Source organism: Verrucosispora sioxanthis (assembly GCF_010560025.1).
Lineage (GTDB): Bacteria > Actinomycetota > Actinomycetes > Mycobacteriales > Micromonosporaceae > Micromonospora > Micromonospora palythoicola.
On the sequence record NZ_SAIY01000003.1, the window covers coordinates 106,015 to 128,599 of the forward strand.

Annotated in this window: 22 protein-coding genes and 2 pseudogenes; 10 read left to right on the plus strand and 14 right to left on the minus strand. The window is 71.3% G+C overall.

Annotation, left to right across the window (positions count from 1 at the left end; genetic code table 11):
* Positions 1–38 precede the first annotated feature (38 nt).
* Together ENC19_RS09800 and ENC19_RS09805 are read right to left on the minus strand one after the other, a co-directional pair.
* Positions 39–467 (minus strand): VOC family protein, encoded by a 429-nt coding sequence (locus ENC19_RS09800; RefSeq protein ID WP_164446885.1) that lies wholly within the window; start codon positions 465–467, stop codon positions 39–41.
* Positions 468–520: 53 nt separating this feature from the next.
* The gene (locus ENC19_RS09805; protein ID WP_166458385.1) at positions 521–940 is read right to left on the minus strand and encodes a helix-turn-helix domain-containing protein; all 420 of its coding nucleotides are present in this window, start codon (positions 938–940) and stop codon (positions 521–523) included.
* 18 nt (positions 941–958) lie between these two features.
* Here ENC19_RS09805 and ENC19_RS09810 point away from each other — a divergent pair, with 18 nt between their 5' ends.
* Complete coding sequence (locus ENC19_RS09810) at positions 959–1,132, plus strand: hypothetical protein (protein WP_164446886.1); 174 nt, start codon at positions 959–961, stop codon at positions 1,130–1,132.
* A gap of 42 nt (positions 1,133–1,174) precedes the next feature.
* Here ENC19_RS09810 and pdxY read toward each other — a convergent pair whose 3' ends face one another.
* The 4 genes from pdxY to ENC19_RS09830 all read right to left on the minus strand — a co-directional run bounded on the left by pdxY (position 1,175) and on the right by ENC19_RS09830 (position 6,374).
* Entirely contained in the window at positions 1,175–2,026 is an 852-nt protein-coding gene (gene pdxY, locus ENC19_RS09815) for a pyridoxal kinase PdxY (protein ID WP_164446887.1), read from the minus strand.
* A gap of 115 nt (positions 2,027–2,141) precedes the next feature.
* The gene (locus ENC19_RS09820; RefSeq protein WP_164446888.1) at positions 2,142–3,146 is read right to left on the minus strand and encodes a HEAT repeat domain-containing protein; all 1,005 of its coding nucleotides are present in this window, start codon (positions 3,144–3,146) and stop codon (positions 2,142–2,144) included.
* 6 nt (positions 3,147–3,152) lie between these two features.
* A complete protein-coding gene (locus ENC19_RS09825; RefSeq protein WP_164446889.1) occupies positions 3,153–3,821 on the minus strand; it encodes a HEAT repeat domain-containing protein in 669 nt (222 codons plus the stop codon).
* A gap of 105 nt (positions 3,822–3,926) precedes the next feature.
* On the minus strand, positions 3,927–6,374 hold the full coding sequence (locus ENC19_RS09830; protein ID WP_164446890.1) for a M14 family metallopeptidase: 2,448 nt from the start codon (positions 6,372–6,374) through the stop codon (positions 3,927–3,929).
* A 328-nt stretch (positions 6,375–6,702) separates the two neighbouring features.
* Here ENC19_RS09830 and ENC19_RS29250 point away from each other — a divergent pair, with 328 nt between their 5' ends.
* The 4 genes and pseudogenes from ENC19_RS29250 (at position 6,703) to ENC19_RS09850 (ending at position 9,852) form a co-directional block, all read left to right on the plus strand.
* Positions 6,703–7,029 (plus strand): hypothetical protein, encoded by a 327-nt coding sequence (locus ENC19_RS29250; RefSeq protein ID WP_166458377.1) that lies wholly within the window; start codon positions 6,703–6,705, stop codon positions 7,027–7,029.
* A 100-nt stretch (positions 7,030–7,129) separates the two neighbouring features.
* Positions 7,130–7,608, plus strand: a pseudogene (locus tag ENC19_RS09840) (hypothetical protein).
* Between the two features lie 709 nt (positions 7,609–8,317).
* Positions 8,318–8,872, plus strand: coding sequence for an MFS transporter (locus tag ENC19_RS30020; protein ID WP_328824198.1), 555 nt, complete (start codon positions 8,318–8,320; stop codon positions 8,870–8,872).
* A 218-nt stretch (positions 8,873–9,090) separates the two neighbouring features.
* Positions 9,091–9,852, plus strand: a complete 762-nt coding sequence (locus tag ENC19_RS09850) for an arginase family protein (RefSeq protein ID WP_164446891.1) — start codon at positions 9,091–9,093, stop codon at positions 9,850–9,852.
* A 245-nt stretch (positions 9,853–10,097) separates the two neighbouring features.
* Here the strand turns inward: ENC19_RS09850 and ENC19_RS31330 are convergent.
* Positions 10,098–10,466 (minus strand): annotated as a pseudogene (locus tag ENC19_RS31330) (GNAT family N-acetyltransferase); the annotation flags it as partial.
* Between the two features lie 85 nt (positions 10,467–10,551).
* Here ENC19_RS31330 and ENC19_RS09860 point away from each other — a divergent pair.
* Positions 10,552–11,298, plus strand: a complete 747-nt coding sequence (locus ENC19_RS09860) for a phosphotransferase family protein (protein ID WP_166458387.1) — start codon at positions 10,552–10,554, stop codon at positions 11,296–11,298.
* A gap of 48 nt (positions 11,299–11,346) precedes the next feature.
* Here the strand turns inward: ENC19_RS09860 and ENC19_RS09865 are convergent, their stop codons facing one another.
* From ENC19_RS09865 to ENC19_RS09890, 6 genes are all read right to left on the minus strand, one after another.
* A complete protein-coding gene (locus tag ENC19_RS09865) occupies positions 11,347–12,297 on the minus strand; it encodes a diacylglycerol/lipid kinase family protein (RefSeq protein ID WP_164446893.1) in 951 nt (316 codons plus the stop codon).
* Between the two features lie 104 nt (positions 12,298–12,401).
* Positions 12,402–12,839, minus strand: a complete 438-nt coding sequence (locus ENC19_RS09870; RefSeq protein WP_164446894.1) for a VOC family protein — start codon at positions 12,837–12,839, stop codon at positions 12,402–12,404.
* Between the two features lie 203 nt (positions 12,840–13,042).
* The gene (gene htpG, locus ENC19_RS09875; RefSeq protein WP_164446895.1) at positions 13,043–14,959 is read right to left on the minus strand and encodes a molecular chaperone HtpG; all 1,917 of its coding nucleotides are present in this window, start codon (positions 14,957–14,959) and stop codon (positions 13,043–13,045) included.
* A gap of 87 nt (positions 14,960–15,046) precedes the next feature.
* Complete coding sequence (locus ENC19_RS09880; RefSeq protein WP_164447355.1) at positions 15,047–15,610, minus strand: GerMN domain-containing protein; 564 nt, start codon at positions 15,608–15,610, stop codon at positions 15,047–15,049.
* Positions 15,611–15,639: 29 nt separating this feature from the next.
* The gene (locus tag ENC19_RS09885) at positions 15,640–16,995 is read right to left on the minus strand and encodes a sensor histidine kinase (RefSeq protein WP_164446896.1); all 1,356 of its coding nucleotides are present in this window, start codon (positions 16,993–16,995) and stop codon (positions 15,640–15,642) included.
* Complete coding sequence (locus ENC19_RS09890) at positions 16,992–17,681, minus strand: response regulator transcription factor (RefSeq protein WP_164446897.1); 690 nt, start codon at positions 17,679–17,681, stop codon at positions 16,992–16,994. The genes ENC19_RS09885 and ENC19_RS09890 overlap by 4 nt, the downstream gene beginning before the upstream one ends.
* Before the next feature lie 153 nt (positions 17,682–17,834).
* Here ENC19_RS09890 and ENC19_RS09895 point away from each other — a divergent pair, with 153 nt between their 5' ends.
* The 3 genes from ENC19_RS09895 (at position 17,835) to ENC19_RS09905 (ending at position 19,351) form a co-directional block, all read left to right on the plus strand.
* Positions 17,835–18,275, plus strand: coding sequence for an STAS domain-containing protein (locus tag ENC19_RS09895; RefSeq protein WP_281604038.1), 441 nt, complete (start codon positions 17,835–17,837; stop codon positions 18,273–18,275).
* A gap of 43 nt (positions 18,276–18,318) precedes the next feature.
* Positions 18,319–18,588, plus strand: a complete 270-nt coding sequence (locus tag ENC19_RS09900) for a GlsB/YeaQ/YmgE family stress response membrane protein (protein WP_164446898.1) — start codon at positions 18,319–18,321, stop codon at positions 18,586–18,588.
* Between the two features lie 88 nt (positions 18,589–18,676).
* On the plus strand, positions 18,677–19,351 hold the full coding sequence (locus ENC19_RS09905) for an STAS domain-containing protein (RefSeq protein WP_164446899.1): 675 nt from the start codon (positions 18,677–18,679) through the stop codon (positions 19,349–19,351).
* A gap of 84 nt (positions 19,352–19,435) precedes the next feature.
* Here ENC19_RS09905 and ENC19_RS09910 read toward each other — a convergent pair whose 3' ends face one another.
* On the minus strand, positions 19,436–19,954 hold the full coding sequence (locus ENC19_RS09910; protein ID WP_164446900.1) for a MarR family winged helix-turn-helix transcriptional regulator: 519 nt from the start codon (positions 19,952–19,954) through the stop codon (positions 19,436–19,438).
* 798 nt (positions 19,955–20,752) lie between these two features.
* Between ENC19_RS09910 and ENC19_RS09915 the strand changes: the two genes are divergently transcribed.
* Positions 20,753–22,525, plus strand: a complete 1,773-nt coding sequence (locus tag ENC19_RS09915; RefSeq protein WP_309246044.1) for an MFS transporter — start codon at positions 20,753–20,755, stop codon at positions 22,523–22,525.
* Positions 22,526–22,585: the final 60 nt, after the last annotated feature.

Genomic DNA, 22,585 nt, shown 5'->3' on the forward strand with positions numbered 1-22,585 from the left:
GGCGATGCGGAGGCTCGTACGTCGTCGGACCTGCTCACTCAGTCGAAGTCCGCAGGGGTGAACTCCCGCTGTTCGACCAGGACCAGCCAGTTGCCCGAGTTGTCCCGCGCGACGGCCTCCACCCCGTACGGCCGATCCGCCGGTTCCTGGATGAAGTCGACCCCCTTGGCCCGCAGGTCATCGTAGGTCTTGCGGCAGTCGTCGACGGCCAAGCCGACGGCGAACAGGTTGCCCTCGTCCTGCGCCCGACGGAACATCTCCGCCACCTCCGGCGTCAGCGGCGGCCCGGGAAGGGTCAGGTGCACCTCCAGTTCCGGTTGGCTGGGGTGCTTGACGGTGCACCACCGGTAGCCCTCGCCGAGGGTGATGTCGACGCCCTCGACGAAACCCAGAATGTCGACGTAGAACGTCTTGGCGGCGTCGATGTCCTTGACGAACACGCTGGTCAACGAGACGTTGGTAATCATGGGACCAGGTTAGGAGACGGTCGGCGGCGTCCGGCTTCTCCTGGCTTGCGGCGTCACCCACGTCGTTCGGCGAGGCCCCACATGAAGACGAAACAGCCGGGAATGTGCGGCGCTCCGCTGCTCGCCCAGCGGCGCTGGAACTCACTCGGTGTCTCACCGACCACGGCGCGGAAACGGCTGCTGAACGAGCCGAGACTGGCGAACCCGACGGCGTAGCAGACCTCGGTCACCGTCAGGTTGGTGCTCCGCAGCAGGTCCTGGGCCCGCTCGATGCGCCGCCGCGACAGGTACGCCGCCGGGGAGCAACCGTAGGTGACGGTGAACAGGCGCTGGAAGTGGTACTTGCTGACGCTGGCGACAGCCGCGACAGCGGTGAGATCCAACGCCTCGGTGTAGTGGCGATCCATGTGATCGCGGGCGCGTCGCAGGTGAACCAGCAGGTCACCGGAGGCGCGGCGGGGTGGAGCGCTCATCACGGGCAAGCTTATGCCGTGGTCGGTCCGGATGCCTCGGCACAATCCGGCCTCGGCATCGGGAAGGGCTGCCGGATCAACATGAGCATGATCTTCGGTGTTGAGCGGGGGCCGACGACAGCAGCACCAACCGAAAGTGACGGTGACAATACGTGCGCGGTGGAGATCGTCACGGATCAGCGGCTCACCTGAGTGTCGCCGGCCGGCGGCGCGGACCCGCCCTTCCGGGCCGCGTCAACGCAGCCGGCGGGCGGGGAACCTCGGCGGTGGGTCGGCGATCGCGGTCTGGGCGGCGACCAGTTGGAGTTCCCTAGTGCCGGCCGCCAGGGTGGCCTCCAGCACCGCGAAGATCGAGGCGGTGGTGCGTTCCAGCGCCGTGGCCGGCGATCCGGTCGTGGACAGGTGCGCCAGGTACAGCGCGGCGGTGACGTCGCCGCCGCCGTTGGGGGTGATCGGCAGCAGCGGGGTGGTCACCGCCCAGGCACCGGCGTCCGAGACGGCCACCACCTCCAGTGTGTCCGCCGGCAGGTCGCCGTGCAGCACGCTGGTCACCAGGACGTGCCGGGGGCCGGTGGCGCGTACCGCGTCGACGGCGGCCAGCAGGTCGTCGATCGTGTTCGTCGGTCGGCCGGCGAGGAACTCCAGTTCGAACTGGTTCGGGGTGACGATGTCGGCGCGGGGCACCACCACGTCGCGCAGGTACTCCGGGATGCCGGGCCGGACGAACATGCCCCGGCCGACGTCGCCCATCACCGGGTCGCAGCAGTAGAGCGCGTCGGGGTTGGCGGTCTTCACCAGGGTCACCGCGTCGAGGATCACCGCGCCCATCGCCGGATCTCCCTGGTAGCCGGAGAGCACCGCGTCGGCGTCACCGAGCACCCCACGGTCGGCGATGCCGGCGATCACCTCGGCGACGTCGGTGGGGGCCAGCAGCGGTCCGCGCCACGCGCCGTAGCCGGTGTGGTTGGAGAAGTGCACGGTCAGCACCGGCCAGACCTCGTGGCCGAGCCGTTGCAGCGGGAACACCGCCGCCGAGTTGCCGACGTGGCCGTAGGCGACCGAGGACTGGATGGACAGGATCTTCACCGTCCCATCATGGCGGTCGGCGGCCCTCGATGGGCCGGGGTCCCGTCACCAGCCGGTCGGCCCGGTGTGCCGACGCTGTCGACCTGACCGTACGGACGGATCGCGCCGGATCCCGCTATCGTCCGTCGCGCAGGGTGAGCACGTACCTGGCGGTGGCCGCGACGGTGCGGTCCGCGTCCTCGGACAGCTCGGTGAGGGCCCGGGTGGCCGTGGCCCCCGGGATGTCGGCGAGCGCCTGCGTCAGCCGGCTGCGTACCGGCGGCCCGACGCCGCTGTCGGTGAGGCGCTCGACGAGCCGGGTGGCGATCTGGTCCGCCAGCGCGGGGTCACCGGCCAGCGCGGTCAGGGCGTCGGCCGCGTCGGCCTCGTTTGTCTCCTCGACGATCATCTCGATCAGGGTCGGGATCGCCTCGGACACGCCACGTGCCCCCAGCGCGAGGGCCGCGTACCTGCGGACGACGGGGTCGGGGTGGGCGAGGGCGTCCCGCAGCAGCACGGTCGCGGCACCGTCGGGGATCTCGGCGATGGACCGGACGGCGCGTTTGCGTACCTCGGCGTCGGGTGCGTCGAGGCCCACCGCCAGCAGGGCCGCCACATCGCCGGCCGACTGCGCCAGCGCCCAGCGCAGCGCACCGGCGACGTTCGGGTCCGACTCGCCCAACACCGCCTCGACGAGTGCCTCCGCCGGCATCGTCGGGTCACCGGTCGAGGACAGGGCGGCGTGCTGACGGTGCCCGGCGTTCTCGGAGCCGAGCGCCTGCAGCAGGGCGACGACCTGGAGCACGTCCGCCCAGTCGGCGGGTTGCGCGGCCCCGATCCGCCGCAGCCGGGTGAGCAGCTCCGTCTGCGCCGCTATCCGCTCCCGGGTCTGCTGGATCAGGTCTGCCACGAGCTGCGCGGGGGTGAAGGCGGGATCGTCGAGCGCCCGCCTCACCTCCCGCAGCGACAGCCCCAGCGACCGCAGGCTCTCGATGTGGAAGATCCTCCGGATGTCGTCGCTCGAGTACTCCCGGTAGCCGACCCCGCTGCGGCCCGTCGGCTCCACCAGACCGAGCGACTCGTAGTGCCGGAGCATCCGGGCGCTGACGCCGGAGCGTCGGGCCACCTCACCGATCAGCACCGTCGGTCACCGGATCCGGTCGTTCTCGCCGAGGGCCACCACGCGCTTGGCCTCCTCGATCGCGAACTCGAAGCCGGCGTCCGGGTCGTCGAGCAGGCGTTGCGTGGCGATCGCGTGCTGCCGCACGCCGGGGTCGGGATGCGTCCCGGCCGCGTCCAGGACCGGAGTGATCACCTCGCCGAGCGCGACGAGTGCCCGGCTGAGGCTCAACCCCGTCTCCCGTCCGCCGCGCCCGAGCTGGGTCGCCAGCACGGCGGCCAGCGCCGGCCGGTCTCCGTCGGGTGCCAGCACCACCGCCGCCCGCCAGGCGCTGCGGGCCACCTCGTCGTCGGTGTCGGTCAGCAGCGCCCGCGTGATCGCCGGCCACGCCCGCCGGTCCCCGATCTTGGACAGGGTGTGCAACGCCTGGCTGCGGGCCTGTGCGGTTTCCGAGCGCAGCTCCGCCACGAGCCCGGGGACGGTCAGTGCGGCCGGGTGCCGGGTGAGGGCCCAGGTGAGCATCTCGCGTACGGAGAAGTCGGGCTCGACCGCGCAGCGCTCCACCAGCTTGTCGATCAACTGCGGGTCGGGGGTCGTGCCGGCCGCCAGCGCGGCCCGCAGCCGCACCGACGCATCGCCGTGCGCCAGCCCACGCAGTATCCGTGCCGTCTGCGTGGCCTCCTGTGACGTGTTCATCCGGATCACCTCCTCGACACAGTGAAGACCTTGTCACTCTGTCAAGGTCAAGCCGTGGGTGCCGGCGATTGGCCGGGCACCCACGGCCCGCGGAAGGCCCGTCGGTCAGCGCTTCGGTGCCTTGACCTTCTGCTTGTTGTGGTTGCTGCCCCGGCCGTCGGGCTTGTAGTTGCGCTCCACGTTGCCGGCCGCGTCCACGGAGAACCAGTGCACGGTCGTGCCGACGGGGATGGTGAGCGTCTCACCGCCCTCCCGGATGCCGGCCGAGCCGTAGAGCGTGGAGGCGTAGGTGGGTCGGCTCCGGTCGAGGGTGTAGAACACGGCCGCCGGTTCGCTGGTGGAGAAGGTGACGTCCACCATGCCCGGGGTGGCGCTCGCCCGCACCGACAGCGAGCTTCTCGGTCGCTTCCGGTCCGTGTCGAAGTCCCGGGCCACCCGCAGCATCTCGGTCAGGCCGTTGGCGAACTCCATCGTCTCGGCGTGCGCCTCCTGCCAGTCCGGCTGGAACGAGGTGCCGACCTCGAAGTTCCAGGCGTAGATGCCGTACTTGTACCAGAGCATGTCTCCGGAGTTGCCGGCCGCCGAGTAGAGCACGTCGGCGATCGGGCCGGTCCGGGCCGGGGTGACGGCCAGGTTGCGGTGCCGCTTGATGGCGGTCAGGATCCGCGACGACGCGCCCCAGAACAGCGACTCCTCGGCCAGCGTCGGCCGCGGTGCCGAGACCCGGCCGGGGAGGGCGTACGAGCCGGGCGACCACATGAAGTAGTTGCCGGACGAGTGCAGGTTCATCGAGAACCTGATGTTCGGTCGGGAGGCCAGCCAGTCGACGTTGCGGTTCTCCGGCTCGGACAGCTCGCCCGGGCCGGCGTACGTGCCGCTGGTGCAGCTGGTCGACGCGCCCGCGTACCCGTCGAACAGGCTGTACTCGGTGTAGTTGCGGTTGTTGTCCACGCCCCACGAGTTGCGGCCGAGGAAGTCCGCCGGCGCCTGCGGGGCGCAGTGGTTGGTCATGTTCTTGCGCTGGGAGTTGAAGTCGTAGAAGGAGTAGTGCCCGCCGTCCGGGTTGATCGACGGAGCGATCCAGATGTCGAGGTTGTCCACCAGGTCGCGGGTCTTGCGGTCGTGCGCGTAGTTGCGCAGCAGCCGCTCGGCGGTCTCGATGGTGACCAGCGGCGGCACCCACTCCCGGGCGTGCTCCTGGGCGTACGCCAGCACTCCGAGCCGGGAGCCGTCGCGGTGCTTGCCGATGCGGATGGCGTACACCGGGTGCGGGTCGCGGGAGACCGATGCCGGCGCGGCGAGGCCGTCGGAGAGCGCGGTCCGCGCGACCGGCGCGACCACCCCGGTGCCCGGGCTGCCCCGATAGGTGTACGCGGTCAGCAGCGTCCCCGCCTGCGCGTTGAGCGCGGCGACGACCTGCTCGGCGGTGCTGGTGACGGTGCCGCTGCCGTCGGTGGCGAGGTCGACGCGGACTGCGGTGCCGGTGACGGTCACCGCCAGGGGTGCGTCGGCAGTACCGGGATCGGCGAGTTCGACGGAGATGTCGTTGCCGCCCTGGTGACCCCAGGCCAGCGAGTCGACCGCGACCCGACTGGCGTCGACGGTGCCGAGCACCGCCTGCGCCTTACGCCGGTAGCCGTTGGTCCGGTACGGCAACTCGACGATCTCCGAGATCTTCGGGTACTGCGCGGACAGTGCCTTGATCCGGTCGTACAGCTCGGTGGGGGTCAGGTAGCTGGCCACGAAGTCCTTCATGTAGCCCGGCCCCTCGGGGTCCTTCGGCGGGATGGGCAGCCACTCGTTGACCTTGGCCACCGCCACGTCACCGCTCGGACTGGTGATCCGCACGTACGCCGGACGGCTGCTGACCTGCGCCGCGCCCCGGTGGTAGAGGTAGACGCCGGCGTCGACGAACCGGGAGATGGTCTGGGTGCCACCGGAGCCGATCTCGGTGCCCGGCCCGCTGTCCCGCTCGACGGTCAACGGGCTGGCGTCGGCCTGTCCCTGCGCCCACTTCGCCTCGACCGAGAGGACCTGCGTGTCGCCGGAGGTGTAGTAGTCCGCCCGGATGATCCTGACGTCGGAGACTGTGGACCGGGCGGAGAAGTCGGCGGCGGCCGCGTACTCCCGGTTCTCGGCCAGGTGGGCGGCGATTGTCGCCTCCCGCTCGGCCACCCGCTGAGCCGCGTCCTGCGGTGTGTGCAGCACCTTGCCGAAGGTGAAGCCGGCCCGGGTCAGCGTGGTGACCTCGTTGCCGGTCACCACGGCGTGCACGACGATGCCGTCCCCGGTGTGGGTGATGTGATGGTCGAGGTCGACGCCGGTGGCCACCAGAGCGTCCAGCTCGGCGTTGTCGGCCAGGATCACCTCGACCACGCTGGCCCGCTCGTCGGCGAGCCGGCCGAGGTCGGCGGGCGCGGTCACCGGCGCGGCGGCCTGCGGCACGATCGCCGCAGCGGGATTGACAAGCAGCAGCACGGCCGCGAAGGCGGCCAGTGCGGTGGCGGCGGGCAGCTGGGGTCGCCAGCGCAAGCCCGTAAGGACCTTCGACATGAGGCGGTCGCCCCTCTTCTCGGCGCGCGGCACGGAGGCAGCGGGTTCAGCGCGGATCCACCGGGCCGCCCAGCCTGCGGGACAGCCACGGCGACGCGCTCGGCGGTCGACGCTGCCCGCATCGCCGATTACGCAGCGTCGCGCATCCGGGTCGTAGGAGTGATCGAGATGCCGACATCCTTCGCCCACAGATAGGGATCTGTCAATCATCGGCGGCCCCGCCCCCGGTGACCACGCCCACCTCGCCCGACCGTCGCGGAACTCGTGTTTGACCTGCGTGCAGACTGGAGATCAAGAGCGTGAGGCTCGACTACGAGGGGGATCACGCGTGTCCGAGAACGCCACCGACCGGCACCACCAGACCGCCGACCGTCCGGCCGGGGTCACCGACCCGCTGCTGTGGCGGCTCGCCCTGGACGTCGCCGACGCGCACGCACCGGGCGAGGACGGTGGCTGCACCCACCTGCTGTGCGCCGGCCAGAACTGGCCGTGCGAGCCGTGGCAGCAGGCCCAGCGGGCACTGAACCTCGCCCAGGGCGGCACGGCCGACGAGACGTCGGCATCCGCCGCCCCGCAGGAAGGCGCCTGGGCAGCCCCGGCTGCCCGGTCGACCTGGTCGACGGAGCGGTCCCGCCACGAGTCCGCAGCCGCCTGAGCGACCGACCGCCCAGCAGATCGTTGGTCATGTCGCCGAAGGCCAGCACCTCCGGCGGCTGACCGACCGGACCGGGTTGCTGTCAATGTAGCGTTGACGCGTGGGTGACCCGCTCGATCAACTGGCCGGCGTCCCGGCCGCGCGGGACCGGCTCGACGAGACCGAACTCGATCTCATCGACCGTGCCCGGCTGGCCGGTGCGACCTGGGCCCAGGTGGCCGGGCCCTCGGCCTGGCCAGCCGGCAGGCCGCCGAGCAGCGCCGCCAGCGCCTGGCCGCCGCACGTGCGGCCCGTCGAGCGGCGGCGGACCGGGGCTGGCCGGCCGAGGTCGCCGTGTTACGCGGCCTCCTCATCGACCTGCGGCGTTGGATCGACGCCGACCGTCGCTGGGATGCCCGCTTCGACCGGGCCGCGTTGACCCGCCGTACCACGATGCTCGCCCTGGAGGCCGAGCCCGGCGGCCTGTACGACCTGGCCAACCGGATCCGCGCCGACCTACCGACCAACGATCCCGAACTACCCGCCCCGGTACGCGCCGTCGCCCGCCACCTCGCCGAGGCATTGTCAACGCGGCGTTGACATCTACCCGGAGTATTGCCTCGAAGTAACTCAAGAATGGACGCTGTGAGCCTCCCTGACTCGTTTCCGGAGGGCCCATGCGGCGCAACGCGGTCCTGTTCGTGGCGGTGTCGCTGCTGTCCGGCCTCGGCGGCAGCGCGATGGCCCTGGTCACCGGCATCTGGATTCTCGACCTCACCGACTCCCCCGGTCTGGCTGCGCTCGCCGGCCTCTGCGCCTACGCGCCCACCCTCGCCGGCCCGTGGCTCGGCGCTGTCGTCGACCGGCTGCCCCGACGCCCGGTCGTCGTCGCGGCCAACCTGACCCTCACCGCCACCCTGCCCACCCTGCTGGCGGTGCGTGGCCCCGGCCAGGTGTGGCTGCTGTTCTGCGTGGCCACGGTCTACGGCATCGCGTACGTCCTGATCGACGCGGGCGAGAGCGCCCTGCTGCCGGCCGCACTGTCGGCTGTCCACCTCGGACGGGTCAACGGGTGGCGCTCCAGCGCCCAGGAGGGCGTCGCTGGTCGCCCCGCTGGCCGGTGCCGGCCTGTACACCTGGCAGGGTGGTCAGCTGGTCGCCCTGCTCGCCGCCGTCCTGCCGGCCCTCGCCGCAGCCGGCTACGCGGCGCTGCGCCTGACCCGCACGCCGCCGCCGGCCGCCCCGGAACCGGGGAGTCCGAGCCGGCCTGGCCGTCCTGTTCGGCTCCCCGTCCATCCGACGACCGGTCGTGCTGGCCGGGGTCGCCATCGGCATGTCCGGCTTCGTCACCGCCGCCGGCTACGCCGTCGTCACCGACACGCTCGGCCTGCCGGCAACGTTCCTGGGCGTGCTGCTCAGCGCCCAGGGCGCCGGCTCGGTCGCCGGTGGACTGGTGGTCGGCCGGATGATCGCCTGGTTCGGCCCGACGGCGGTGGCCCTGGCCGGGGCCGGACTCTTCGCCGTCAGCTGCCTGGGCAGATGCCTGCCCTGGTGGCCAGCGGTCGTCGCCGCGTCGGTGGTGACCGGTCTGGGGTTGCCGTGGGCGCTCGTCGCGGCCGTCACCGCCGTCCAGACACACAGCCCCGACGCGCTGCTCGGCCGGGTCGCCGCCACCGCCAACACGGTCTTGTTCGGGCCGATCGCGGCGACGACGCCGCTCGGCGCCGCCGCCGTGCTGCTCGGCCCCCGACCACCGCTGGTCCTCGCCGCCGCCGGCTGCCTCACCGCCTGCGCGCTGACCTGGCGACGTCGGCGCGACCGGACACCGTCACACCCCTTCCCCGTGTCGGCCGCCCCGGGCTGACGTCGCGGGCCGAGACGCCGGACGGCGTCAGTGCGAGAAGGGCTCCAGGCACCCCAGTTCGCAGCCGAGCCGGTGACCTCGACTATGACTCGCGTTCGTTGGCGCGCTGGTCGCCGGGTTGGAGCAGTACCTGCGAACCGCCGAAGCCGCCCCACCCGCGACCCGGAGACGTAGCAGCGCCGCTCGGAATGGATTTTGGAACGTGGATAGGGTGGGGCGTGACGACAATCCTGGTGCCCTACCACCAAGATGAGCGGCTGCGGGACGACGAGATCCCGGTGTCGGCAGACATCACTGTCCGGTCACAGGTGCTCGACGGGGATGCCTGGCGGCGCGTGGCGGGAGTCTGCTCCGCAACTGCGGCGGCAGTGTCGCCGGTGGTGACGGCCGGCGGCATACCGGTGGTGGTCTCCGGCGACTGCATGGTTGCCGGCGGCACCGTCGCCGGGGTGCAGGGAGCGGGAGTCGACCCGGCGGTTGTCTGGTTTGACGCCCACGGTGACGTGCACACCGTGCAGACGAGCACATCGGGCTATCTGGGCGGTCTTTCGCTGCGGCTGCTGAACGGTGCACATCCCGACAGGTACGCCGACGTGATCGGGTTGCGGCCGGTGCCGGCGGAGCGCACGGTGTTGGTCGACGCGCGGGACCTGGATCCCGCCGAAATCGAGTATCTGGCCGGCAGCGCGACCCGCCGGATCCCGGTCCCCGAGGTTTCCGCGGACACCGTGCCGTCCGGTCCGCTGGTCCTGCACATCGACGTGGATGTCATCGACTCGGACGAGGTGCCCGGTCTGCGTTACCCGGCGCCGAACGGCCCGTCGGCGGATGCCGTCCTGGGCGCCTGCGCGCGGCTGTTCGCGACCGGCCGGGTGGTGGCGTTCGATGTGGCATGCCCATGGTTGCGGACCGAGGACGAGGGCCAGCGGGACATCCGTACGGAACTGCTGTCCCGGCTGACGGCCCTCGCCACCCGCTGAGCCGCAGTCCAGGCTTGTGGGCGGTAGAGGGCAGGTTGTCCGGCGGTGATCGGACGCCGCGATCGGCTCCGATGGCATCGCCTGGGAACGTCGCGAAGCTCCTTGACCAGGAACAGACAGCGGTCGGCGACCTCGTGTCGGGTGCCTCGCTCGTCGATGTAGTGGTACCGGTCGAGGTAGCGGTAGCCGGTGTCCTCGTAACCGAGCCGAAGGTAGAGCGCACCCGCCCGGGAGTTGTCCTCGCCGACGCCCATCCCGATCCGGTGGTGGCCGCGCCGCAACGCGAGTTCCTCGGCGGCGCGGATGATCGTCGTTCCGACGCCTTGAGACCGATGGTCGGCGGCAACGGTCAAGCCGTTGATTTCCGGGCATTCGGGGAACCGGCCACGGACATCCGACTCTTTGGCTCCCTGCCACAGGATCTCGCCGCAGCCAGCCGGAACGTCATTGAGGTAGGCGATCAGAAAGGTGCTGGTGCCCTCGCTCTGACGGCGATAGCGGGCCTCGTGGTAGCGGTTCCGACCGGTGGGTACAGACTCCTCCAGAGCGGCGACGTCCCGCTGTCGGCATTCCCTGACGACTATCCGCGAAGGTCCGTCGCGCACAGCGGACACTGTAGTGACAGCGGCAAGCCCCGTCCCAGCTACCCGGCTGCTTCATCCGGACGCCCGCAGCGACATCGTCGATCGACCCTCGATAATGGCCGGTGTGGATGAGGTCACCGTCGTCGTCGCCCACAGTGAGCGCGCGACCCTGCGGGTCGGTGACGTGTTCCTGAAGGTCGACAGTGATCAGGCACGCATCGATGTCGAGGTCGAGGCGATGCGGCTGGCGCCCGTCCCGACCCCCGAGGTCCTGTGGCGCAGGCCGCCGGTCCTCGCGATCGCCGCCGTACCCGGCCGGGCGCTCGGCCGTCTCGGTGAGCCGTCGCCCGCGTCACCGGCGGCGTGGGCCACGGCCGGCGCGGTGATCCGGGAACTGCACGACGCGCCACCACCTCCGTGGGCCGGCAGGAAGCTCGTCGGGCTGGACGCGCAACTCGAACGCGAGTGCGCCTGGCTCGTCGACAGCGGCGCCCTGCCCGCCGACCTGGTCGAGCGCAACCGCGAGATCGCCGAGGCCGCGATTCGGCCGTGGACGCCGGTGTTCATGCACGGCGACCTGCAGATCACCCACATCTTCACCGACGGCGACGAGGTCACCGGTGTGATCGACTGGTCCGAGGCGGCGCCCGGCGACGCGCTGTACGACCTGGCCATCCTGACCCTCGGGCACGAGGAACGACTCGACGATCTTCTCGCCGGTTACGGCACCGACGTCGACCGGGACGTGATTCGCGCCTGGTGGTCGCTGCGCAGCCTGCTGGCGTCCCGCTGGCTGATCGAACACGGCTTCGACCCGTCCGCACCAGGCTGCGAGTTCGACGTCCTCAGATCGCGGATGTGAGGCGACATCGACCCGATGTCGGCGGGATGTACGGCGGCCGGCCCGGGCTCACTGCGGCGCGTCCTCGGCGTCCCGATCCGGGCAGCATACGGTCAGGGCGGCGGGCACGGCGCGCACCTTCAGTTTCCGGGCCGTGCCGCGGGCGCCGCCGTCAAGCTCGTACGTCTTGGCGTCGGCGAAACGGACCTTGACCTTGCGGCCCCGGGTGATCCGCACGAACTTGGAGTCCTCGGACCGACCGGTGGCCATCTTGCCGAGGGCGCGGGCCCAGTCGACGGCACCGCTGGCGGTGGAGACCCCGATCTCCAACGCGCGGCTGTCGGGGCGGGCGTCGTCGAAGGCCGGGATGCCGCCGGTGATGGTGCCGACGTTGCCGAACAGCACGCAACTGGCCTCACCGTCGAACCACCGGGCACCGTCGACGGTGATCCGGGTCCGGGTCAGCTCGCCACGCACGTGACGCAGCCCGGTCCACACGTAGGCGAGCCGGCCGAGACGCCCCTTCATCTCCCGGTCGGCCTCACGGATGAGGTCACCGTCGAAACCGGCACCGGCCATCACCGCGAAGTGCTCACCGTTGAGCTTGCCCAGGTCGAGCCGGCGGCGCCGCCCGTGCAGGCCGATCCGGACCGCCTCGCGCAGATCCTCGGGAATACCCAGGTTGGTGGCGAACAGGTTGGCGGTGCCGGCCGGCAGGATCGCCATCGGTACGCGGGATCCGGCGAGGGTGTCGGCGCAGCGTTGGACCATGCCGTCGCCGCCCCAGACGAAAACCAGTTCGGCACCCTTGTCGAGCGCCTTGCGGACCTTCTTCGGTGCCTTGCGACTCTTGGGCACCTCGTACCAGAGCAGGTGTTCGACACCCGCGCCGACGAGGACGGCGCGCAGCTCGTCCAGGCCGCCACCGAGGTTCTTCTTCCGGTGGGCCACGACCGCGACGGTGCCCACCGCCACTGCGGGCGCAGGCCGGTCCGGATCCACCAGCACACTCGCACTCATGTCGGCGATTGGTACCCGTCGGCCCGCACTTTCACGCCTTGGTTCCTGACCGCTTTCGCCTCGCAGCCGTGCCGTAGGCGGCCAGCTGCCCGGCCGAACGGGGCCTAAAGGACGTCGAACTCGTTGCCCTCTGGGTCGGCCATCGTCACGTGGTCAGGCGTACCATCCGATTCGTCCACCCGGAGCACGGTGCCGCCCGCCGCCACCAGCTTGTCGATCACCGCCTGGACCCGTGGCCAGCGCAGCTCGAACGGCTCCTGCCGGCCGCCGCCGACGTGGATGTCGAAGTGCATGCGGTTCTTGACTACCTTCGGTTCAGGCACCTTGAGGAACGACACACCGGGCCGGGCGCCGTTCGGGTCCTCGATGAAGGCGCCGTCGTCCCACTCGTCCTCGGGAACCTTGAAATGGGTCCGCCATGCCTCCCAGGTGGCGAACCCTTCTGGTGGGGCGGCCGGGACGTACCCCAGCGCGAGGCACCAGAACGCGGCCAACTCGCTCGGGCGCGCGCAGTCGACGGTCAGGGACCATTGCTCGGACATCGCCACACCATAGGCCGCCGACGGTCACACCGAGGGCCGGGCGGGTCCGGTCCGGCTACGCACATTCGCCCGACGTCTCGAACGAGCCGCAGCCCCGACAGGTTCCTGACGCCCACCGCCACGGTCATGCCCGCTGCCGGGATCGAGTGGCGTCCGAGCCAACTCGATCCCGGCAGCGGGCGCGATTCCGACAGCCGGTGCGACTACAGGGTGCGGGCGAGGCGGTCGGCGAGGATCCGGGCGAACCGCGACGGGTCGGTCAGGTCACCGCCCTCGGCGAGCAGCGCGGTGCCGTAGAGCAGCTCGGCGGTCTCCGCCAGGGAGTCGCCGGTGGCGCCCTGCTCGTGCGCCTTGCGCAGGCCGGTGACCAGCGGATGGGTCGGGTTGATCTCCAGGATCCGCTTGACCTTCGGCACCTCCTGCCCCATCGCGCGGTACATCTTCTCCAGGGTGGGCGTGAGGTCGTGCGCGTCGCCGACCACGCAGGCCGGCGAGGTGGTCAGCCGCGACGACAGCCGGACCTCCTTGACGTTGTCGGCCAACACCTCGCCCATCCAGCCGAGCAGGTCGGCGTACTCGGTGCGCTGCCGCTCCCGTTCGGCTTCGGCCTCGGTGCGCTCCTGCTCGGTGTCCAGGTCGACCTGCCCCTTGGCGACCGAACGCAGCGTCTTGCCCGCGTAGCTGCCGACCCGCTCCACCCAGACCTCGTCGACCGGGTCGGTGAGCAGCAGCACCTCGTAGCCCTTGGCGCGGAACGCCTCCATGTGCGGGGAGTTCTCGATGGTGGTCCGGTTCTCGCCGGTGGCGTAGTAGATGTCCTGCTGGCCCTCGCGCATGCGTTCCACGTAGCCGGCCAGGTCGGTCTGCTCGGCCGGGTCGTTGGTGGAGGCCACCGAGAGGATCTCCAGCAGGGTGTCCTGGTTGTCGGTGTCCTCCAGCAGACCTTCCTTGACCACCGGCCCGAACTCGGTCCAGAAGGTGCGGTAGCGCTCCGGCTGCTCGGTCTTGAGATCCTTGACCGTGGCGAGGATCTTCTTGACCAGGCGACGGCGGACGGCGCGGATCTGGCGGTCCTGCTGGAGGATCTCCCGGGAGATGTTCAGCGACAGGTCGTGGGCGTCCACCACACCCTTGACGAACCGCAGGTAGTTGGGCATCAGCGCGTCGCAGTCGTCCATGATGAACACGCGCTTGACGTAGAGCTGCACCCCTCGGCGGCCCTGGGGGGAGAACAGGTCGAGCGGCGCGTGGGTGGGGATGAACAGCAGCGCCTCGTACTCGAAGGTCCCCTCCCCCCGCATGTGGATGGTCTCCAGCGGGTCCGCCCAGTCGTGGCTGACATGCTTGTAGAACTCGTGGTACTCGGTGGGCTCGACCTCACCGCGCGGGCGGGCCCACAGCGCCTTCATCGAGTTGAGGGTCACCGTCTCGGTGGTGGCGGGGGCGTCGTCGGTGCCGGGCCGCTCGACGGTCATCCGGATCGGGTGGGCGATGAAGTCGGAGTAGCGCTTGACGATCCCCCGGATCGTCCACTCGGCGGTGTAGTCGTGCAGGTTGTCCTCGGCGTCGGCGGGCTTGAGGTGCAGGGTCACCGCCGTGCCCTGGGGGGCGTCGTCCAGCTCGGTGATGGTGTAGGTGCCCTCGCCGGTGGACTCCCAGCGGGTACCACCGGTCTCGCCGGCCCGCCGGGTGACCAGCTCGACCCGCTCGGCGACCATGAACGCGGCGTAGAAGCCGACGCCGAACTGACCGATCAGCTCCTGTGAGGCGCCGGCGTCCTTGGCCTCCCGCAGCTGCCGCAGCAGCTCCGCGGTGCCGGACTTGGCGATGGTGCCGATGACGGAGACCACCTCGTCGCGGCTCATGCCGATGCCGTTGTCCCGCACGGTGAGGGTGCGGGCGTCCCGGTCGACCTCGATGGCGATGTGCAGGTCGCCGGTGTCGACGGCGAGGTCCTTGTCGACCATCGACGCCAGGCGCAGCTTGTCCAGCGCGTCTGAGGCGTTCGAGATCAACTCGCGGAGGAAGACGTCCTTGTTCGAGTAGATCGAGTGGACCATCAGCCGGAGCAGCTGACGCGCTTCGGCCTGGAACTCCAACGTCTCGGCCCGGTCGTTCACACCAAGTCCTTTCCGGTCGTCGGCACGACGGTTCGCGGAAAGGATACGAGTCGTCGCGCTGCGCGTGCGTCGGGTGTCTGTCTCTGATCAGCGCGGATTGATCAACACGGCGTAGTCGGCAGCGGTGAGCGGTCCCGACGACAGCGAGCCGTCCGCCCGGGGGACGCTCAGCGGCGTGCCGCCTTCCAGGAACAGCACCGCCGTGACATCGGTGCGGGCGGTGAGCGTGCAGACGATCTGACCGTACGCCAGCCGGCCGTCGCTGCGGCCGGTGTCCACCGCCGTCAGCCCGACGGTGACCCGGGCCAACCCGTCGACCAGCTCGACCACCGCGCTGGTGAAGGCTCCCGGCAGGGCACTGGTCAGTCCGTCGTCGCGCTCGGTCGGGGTCGGCCCGGCCAGCAGCGCCCGCAGCTGCGCGTCGAGTGCGGGCACCTGGTCGGCCCGGCGGATCACCGGCACCAGGCGTTCGTCGCGGGCGAAATAGAGCACCTCGGTCACCGCGCCGGTCTCCGCCGCCGTCGGCGCGGCCGAGGCGGTCGCCGGGAAGGGAACCGGCGGCGGGGTGACCGCGCGGGGTCGATCCTCGGCCGGCACTCCGCACGCCCCGAGCAGGGCGAGCACGGCGACGATCGCCGCGATCGCGCCCATCCGCGTGGCCTGGACGGTGCCGGGGCGGGTCATGGCAGGCTCCCGGGCAGGGTTACCCGGAACCGGGCACCGCCCTCCGGGCGGTCGCTGACCGACGCGTCTCCGCCGTGCGCGGCGGCGTGCTGGGCCACCAGGGCCAGGCCCAGGCCGGTGCCGTCGCCGCCACCACGGTAGTTGGCCGCCCGCCCCCGGACGAAACGGTCGAAGATCGCCTCGCGGTCCTCCATCGGCACTCCCGGGCCCTCGTCGTCGACCTCGATCACGCCCGTGTCCGCGTCGTGGGACAGCCGCACCGCGACCGGTCCCGCACCGTACCGCTCGGCGTTGTCCAGCAGGTTGGCCAACACCTGGGCGACCCGGCGACGGTCCACCCGCCACCCGGGTGGCGTCCCCGCCGCCAGCTGCACCATCGACTCCGGCAGGTCCCGGTCCCGGCACGCCTGCCGGGCCAGCTCGGGCAGGTCCACCGACTCCCGGTGCACCGGCTGGTCACCACGGGCCAGGTCCAGCAGGTCGTTGACCAGTTGCTGAAAACGGTCGATCTCGTCGGCGACGAGCCGGGCCGCGGTGGCGGTCCGCTCGTCCTGGTTCTCCCGGCGCCGGGACAGCACACTCGCGGCGGCGGCGAGGGTCTGCAACGGCGACCGCAGTTCGTGACTGACGTCGGCGGCGAAGCGCCGGTCCCGGTCGATCCGCCCGGCCAACTCGTCGACCATCCGGTTGAAGGAGGTGGACAGACGGGTCAGGTCGGGGTCGGTGTCGGGGGCGAGGCGGGTGGTGAAGTCGCCGGCCGCGATCCGCTCGGCGGCGTCGGCGACGGCGGTCAGCGGACGCAGCCCGTGTCGGGTGGCGTACCAGCCGAGGGCCGCCCCGGACCCGGCGATCATGATCGCGACCGCGGTGAGCGCCAGCGCCAGCACCTGGAAGGTCTGTTCCAGTTCCCGCAGCGAGGCGATCTCGTAGAAGGCGGTCGACTCGGACAGCGGCACGCCGACCAGCATCACCGGGGTGTCGTTGACGCGTACCCGCTGCACCGCCGGCTCCCCCGCCGCGACCAGGTCCTGAAGCCGGGCCGGAACGATCGTGGTGAGCCCGTTGTCGGCGCTGCGGGCGTACCACTCGCCGTCGAGCAGCACCAGGGGTCGCCGTCCGGTGCCGGTGTCCAACGCCCGCAACGCCTCCGCGACGTCCGGGTTGTCGGTGTCGAGCCCGGCGCGGACCACCGCCGCGTCGTAGTACGCCGCCCGCAGCACGGTGCGTTCCCGCTCGTCGAGCAGGGTGCGGCGGGTCAGCTCGTACGACACCAGGGCCATCGAGGCGGACAGCAGCAACGCACCGACCGCGAACGCGGCGGTGACCCGGGCACGCAGTCCGAGGCGTCTCATCGTTGCAGTTTGTAACCCAGCCCGCGCAGCGTCACCAGGTGTCGGGGGTTGGCCGGATCGGCTTCGATCTTCTGGCGCAGCCGACCGACGTGCACGTCGACAAGCCGTTCGTCGCCGCTGTCGTACCCCCAGACCCGGCTGAGCAGCTGCTGCCGGGAGAGCACCCGGCCGGCGTGTTCGGCCAGCTCGCACAGCAGCCGGAACTCGGTGCGGGTGACCGCGACCGGCTCACCGGCGCGGCGCACCTCCCCCGCCTCGGGGCTCACCTCCAGGTCACCGAAGGCGAGCACCGGCACCGGCTGCGGGCCGTCCGACGCGGTCGTGGTGCGCCCGCGTCGGCGCAGGGCGCGCAGCCGAGCGGTCAGTTCCTTGATCGCCACCGGCTTGACCACGTAGTCGTCGGCGCCGGCCTCGAGGGCGGCGACGATGTCGTGGGTGTCGTCGCGGGCGCTGACCACGACGATCGGCACGTCGTCGTCGCGGCGCAACTGGCGGATGCCCTCGAAGCCGTCGATGCCGGGCAGCATCAGGTCGACCAGGACGTAGTCGGCGGGATCCCGGCGCTGCGTGCGCAGCCCCTCCTCGGCGGTGGCCGCTCCCCGGGCCTCGTAGCCCTCGTCCTCCAGAGCGAGCAGCAACGCCAACCGGATCCGGTCGTCGTCCTCGATCACCAGTACCGCTGTCATACCGGAATCATCCCCAAGCCCTGACCGCCGGGCCAACCACGATCGACAACAGGGGGTTTTGTCACGCAACTGTCATCCGTCCGCGCGGTGGCCGCCAACCCCGCTGGGCAGGGTGAGAGCCACTCGGAGACCGCAGGAGAGGGGGCCTTGGCCGTGACCGCACCACGACGCCCCGAGTGCTCGGTGCCGCTGGTGGAGGTGTCCATCACCGAGTTCGATCTGAGCTGCCTGCCGGAGACCGGCGCGGTCCTCGATCAGCTCCTGGCCCTGCGTCCCGGTCAGGTCGTGATCGACCTGGCGGGTTGCCGGCACATCGACGCCGCCGCCATCGGTCTGCTGCTCGACGTGCACCGCCGGATGGTCCGTGCCGGTGGTGTGCTGGCCGTCCGCAACCCGAACCCGCGCATCACCCGCATCCTGCAGACCGCCCGGCTGGACCAGATCCTGCCGGTGCACACCGACGCCGCCTCGGCCCCGGTCGCCGAGGCGATCACCGCCGCGCCGGGTGTCCCGCCGGCCGACGGGACACCGGCACCGGGTACGGTCCCGCGCGCTGCCGCGTACGGCCGCGCCGCCGTCACCGTGCGCACCTGACACACCGCAGCCGACGCATCTGACCGCGAGCACGAGGAGCAGCATGACCAGCGCCGGGATCGTCACGGCCCTCGCCGTCGGCCTCGCCGTCGGCGCGCTCGGCCGGCTGGTCCTGCCCGGCCGCCCGGGTGCGCCGCTGTGGCTCACCATGACCATCGGTGCCGTCGCCTCGTTGCTCGGTGCCATCACCGCCTGGCTCGCCGGCGTACAGGGGTTCAGCATCCTGGGCCTGGTCGTGCAGGCCGGGCTCGCCGCGGTCGCGGTGGTGATCGTGGTCGCCACCACCGGCAAGGAACGCTCCGACTCCCTGTGAGGAGTCCGTACGGCGAGGGTGCCTCACCCGCCCCCGCCCCGAGTCCCGCACCGCGGCCGACCGGCCGGGGTACCGGAGAGGAAGCAGGATGACCGTCGTACCGGACGACAACCTGATGACCCTGATCTGCGACGTCTGTGGAGACACCACCACCGGCACCGCCTGCGTGCTGCCCGACGCCGAGGTCGTCTGGACGCTGGTCTCCGACCACGGGTGGAGCGGGTCGCCGTTCGCCACCGGCCCGCACCGCTGCCCCCGGTGCAGCGCGCTGCCGCCGGGCAGCTCCCTCGGTGACGGCGACCGGGCTGGATCGGGCCTCGCCGAGGCGGCGGTGGTGGTGCCCGCCGACGGCGGAGACCAGGACACCGGCGACGCGCTGCGGGCCGCGCTGCGCGGCGCGTTCGACGTGGCCGGGACGGTGGTGGTGGACCTGACCCAGGTGCAGGTCATCGACTCGCTCGGCCTGGGCATGCTCGTCCGGGCGCACCGCGACGTACGCGAGCGTGGCGGGCGGCTGTGCCTCGCCGCGCCGTCGAGGTTCATCCGCACCGTGCTGCACACGATGAAGCTCGACGGGGTTTTCCCGATCTTCGACAGCCTCGACGCCGCCCTCGATCAATTGCGGAACGCGGCGTCACAGGACGCCGTCTCGGCCGGCGTGTCGCCGATCGACGTGACACCGTCCGACCTACCGCGTCCGGCCGCCGAGGTGCCGTCGATGCCCATGGCCCGCCGCCGTGCGGCCAGCCGCGTCACCGTCTGACCCCGGCTGCGTCACCGTCTGAACCCGGCCGCGCCGCCGGTCGGCCCACGGCTGCGCCGGCCACTCGGGACCGACGGCGTCGCGTCACTCCACCACCGAATCCGCCCACTGCCGCCACCAGGCACCGTCGGTGAGCTCACCGGCGGCGCGCAGTACCGCCACCAGCGCGCCGGTGGTGACGTCGGAGTCGCCGGGTCGCAGGTCGGCCAGCATCCGCTCCAGTTCCTGTTGTCGGGCTCGCATGCCCAGGCCGACGAGTTCCTTGCCGGCGACGGTCAGCCCGACCCAGGCAGCCCGACGGTCCGCCACCCGCTCGTGCCGTGCCACCAGCCCCTTGCGGACCAGTCGGTCGCACATCCGGGTGGCGGTCGACGACTGCACGCCGAGCAGCTTCGCCAGGTCGATCACCCGCTGCGGGCCGGGCACCAGCACCACGAGCGTCCGGAACTGCTGGAGCGTCACGTCGGCGTCGATGCGCGCCAGCGTCCGCATGGCGACGGCCACCATGACCCGGCTCAGCGAGACGAGGGCACCGACGAACTCATCGGCCGGCTCACCGCGTACCTCGTCCGTCGACGCCATCGGGTCGGACTGGATGGTCATGTAGTCCATGCTGGCACAACACGGGCCGGATCGGGCCGACCGGTCCACATGGGGCACATCTACGGCACCGACAGTGACCGAGGGGATCGATCCGGGCCGGTCGGCGCGTGCCGGGGTCGCGGTCGCGTACGGGTAGTCGGATACCGATTCGAGAAACGGCGCAGCTCACGCCCGATCCAGCCCGCCGTCGACCTCAGTTGAAAGGCGATGGGCGGCGGGCATCGCTTCCGATCCTAGCATTTCCGTGCGGCCCGGAGCGTTACGGAGAGATTGCCAGCAATTCACGGAACAATACGCTCGGTTAATTGCTGAAGTCGGGTCGGCCGCTGCGCCGCGCCGGCCTGGCGCGGACAGCGCCACCGCCTGGCGGATCCGACGACGCGGTGCGCGTCACCCGCGACCAACGATCCGCCACAACGGCATTGAGCTGCCGAAAGGCGATGGCAAGCGGCCCATTGGGGAGTACCGACGCCGGCCAGTTGATCACTTAGGGTGAGCCTAACATCCCACAGGGCGATCGGGCAACGCCCGTCGGCTGACTGACCGATCAGAGCCCACCAAATCGGTAGCAAACAGGGTGAGCCGCCCGGAGGCAGCAATTCATAACCACTTACCGAAATGAGTCATATAATTGACGGTTGTCACCCGGGAAGCACCCTTGTAGATTTCGGTGGTCGCCAATTCGCCGACGTTCTTCTCGTCTCGGGACAGCTCGGAGGTCGGTCATCCATGCCCGAATCCCGCACTGCCGACACAACACCCGCGAAACACCGCGGGACACTCGGATTCCTGCTCGGCGTGGCGTTGGTGACGGCCGGCGTGCTGTTCCAACTGCCCGACGTGAAGATGATGATCGACCATGCCCGGATGGGGTCGGCCGAGCCCGGCATGGACGACATGGACGGCATGGACGACATGGAGAGCATGCCGGGCATGGAGGGCATGAGCCCCGGCGAGCCGATGGACATGTGGACGCCGACGATGATCCTCGGCATGCTGCTGCTCGTCGTCGGCCTGGTGGTGGCCGGGCGGGCGCTGTTCGCGGGGGTCCGACGACCGGACTCCGCGAGCGTCACCGTGGAGTCGATCGAGCACGGGCGGCTGCGACCCGCGTACTGGATCACCTGCGCGGTGCTGACCATCGCCTTGGTGGTCGACATCATGAAGCCGCTGACCCTCGGCTTCGTCATGCCCGGCATGAGCGACGAGTACGGCATGTCCCTCGAATCGGTCTCGATCCTGCCCCTGGTGGCCCTCACCGGCACCGCGGTCGGGTCGGTCGTCTGGGGCCTGCTCGGCGACCGGTACGGTCGACGGACCGCCCTGCTCCTGGCCACCCTGCTGTTCATCGCGACCTCGGCGTGCGGGGCCATGCCCACCTTCGAGTGGAACCTCGTCATGTGCTTCACGATGGGCACCTCCGCCGGTGGCCTGTTGCCCCTGGTGTTCACGCTGATCGCCGAGCTGACCCCACGCCGGCACCGCGGCTGGGTGGCGGTGACCGTCGGTGGGATCGGTGGCCTCGGCGGCTACCTGGCGGCCAGCGAGGCGGCACGCCACCTGGAGCCGGCGCTGACCTGGCGCGCACTCTGGTTGATCGGGCTGCCCTCCGGGCTGCTGCTGTTGCTGATGGCGCCGTTGATCCCCGAGTCGCCGCTGTACCTGCTGCGCGCCGGACGGCGTACCGAGGCGGAGGCGGTGCTCCGCCGCTACGGGTCCCACCTGGGTGCCACGCCCCCGGCCGCCGACGCCGCCGCCGCCGCGACGCGTCCCGGCGTGGGGGCGATGCTGCGGGCGTATCCGGTCGTGACATCGGTGATCGGCGTGGTCGGTGTCGTCTGGGGCCTGGTGAACTTCGGCTTCCTGGTGATGCTGCCCGCGCAGCTGCGCGAGGCTGGCCTGGCCGGCGGTGTCGCGAGCGGGCTGCTGGCCGACTCGGCGCTCTACTCCACCCCGGCCCTCGCGCTGGTCGTGCTGCTCTACGCGGCCTGGAGCGGCCGCCGCGCGCTGGCGCTGTTCATCGCGATAACCGCGGTCGGGCTCGGCGGAGTGGCCCTTTGGACCACCGACAGCGGCGGGACGGTGCTGCTGCTGGCCTCCATCGGCCTGCTGGTGCTGTCGTTGTCCGCGGTCAACGCGATGCTGCTGCCGTACAGCGCCGAGATCTACCCGACCGCGATGCGGGCCACCGGCTCCGGCTTCGCCGGGGCGGCCACGAAGGTCGGTGGCATCCTCGGACCGTCCGCCATGCTGCTGATTCTCTCCCTCGGCGGCGGGCTCGTCGCGCCGGCCATCGCACTGGGTGTGCTGTGCCTGGCCGCCACCGTCCTGCTGCTGGTGTTCGGGCCGGAGTTGGGTGCCTCGGTCGGGCCGCTCGCGCGTCGCGGCGTCGGCACCGTGCCGGTGTCCCGGACCGGTCCCGCGCCAGGCACCGGCCCCACCGACACCGAAAGCCCGGCGTCGGTGGCGTGGTCGGCGACCGGCAACGGTGTGCCGGCGACCCGGCCGGCGGTCTCCGACGACGACGATCCGCGGGATGCCCGCACGCCCGCGACACCCAGCCGCACGTAGTTGCGCAACCACTGTCGGCACGGAAGCCTCTACCACGGCAACGGGCGTGACAACCAGAAA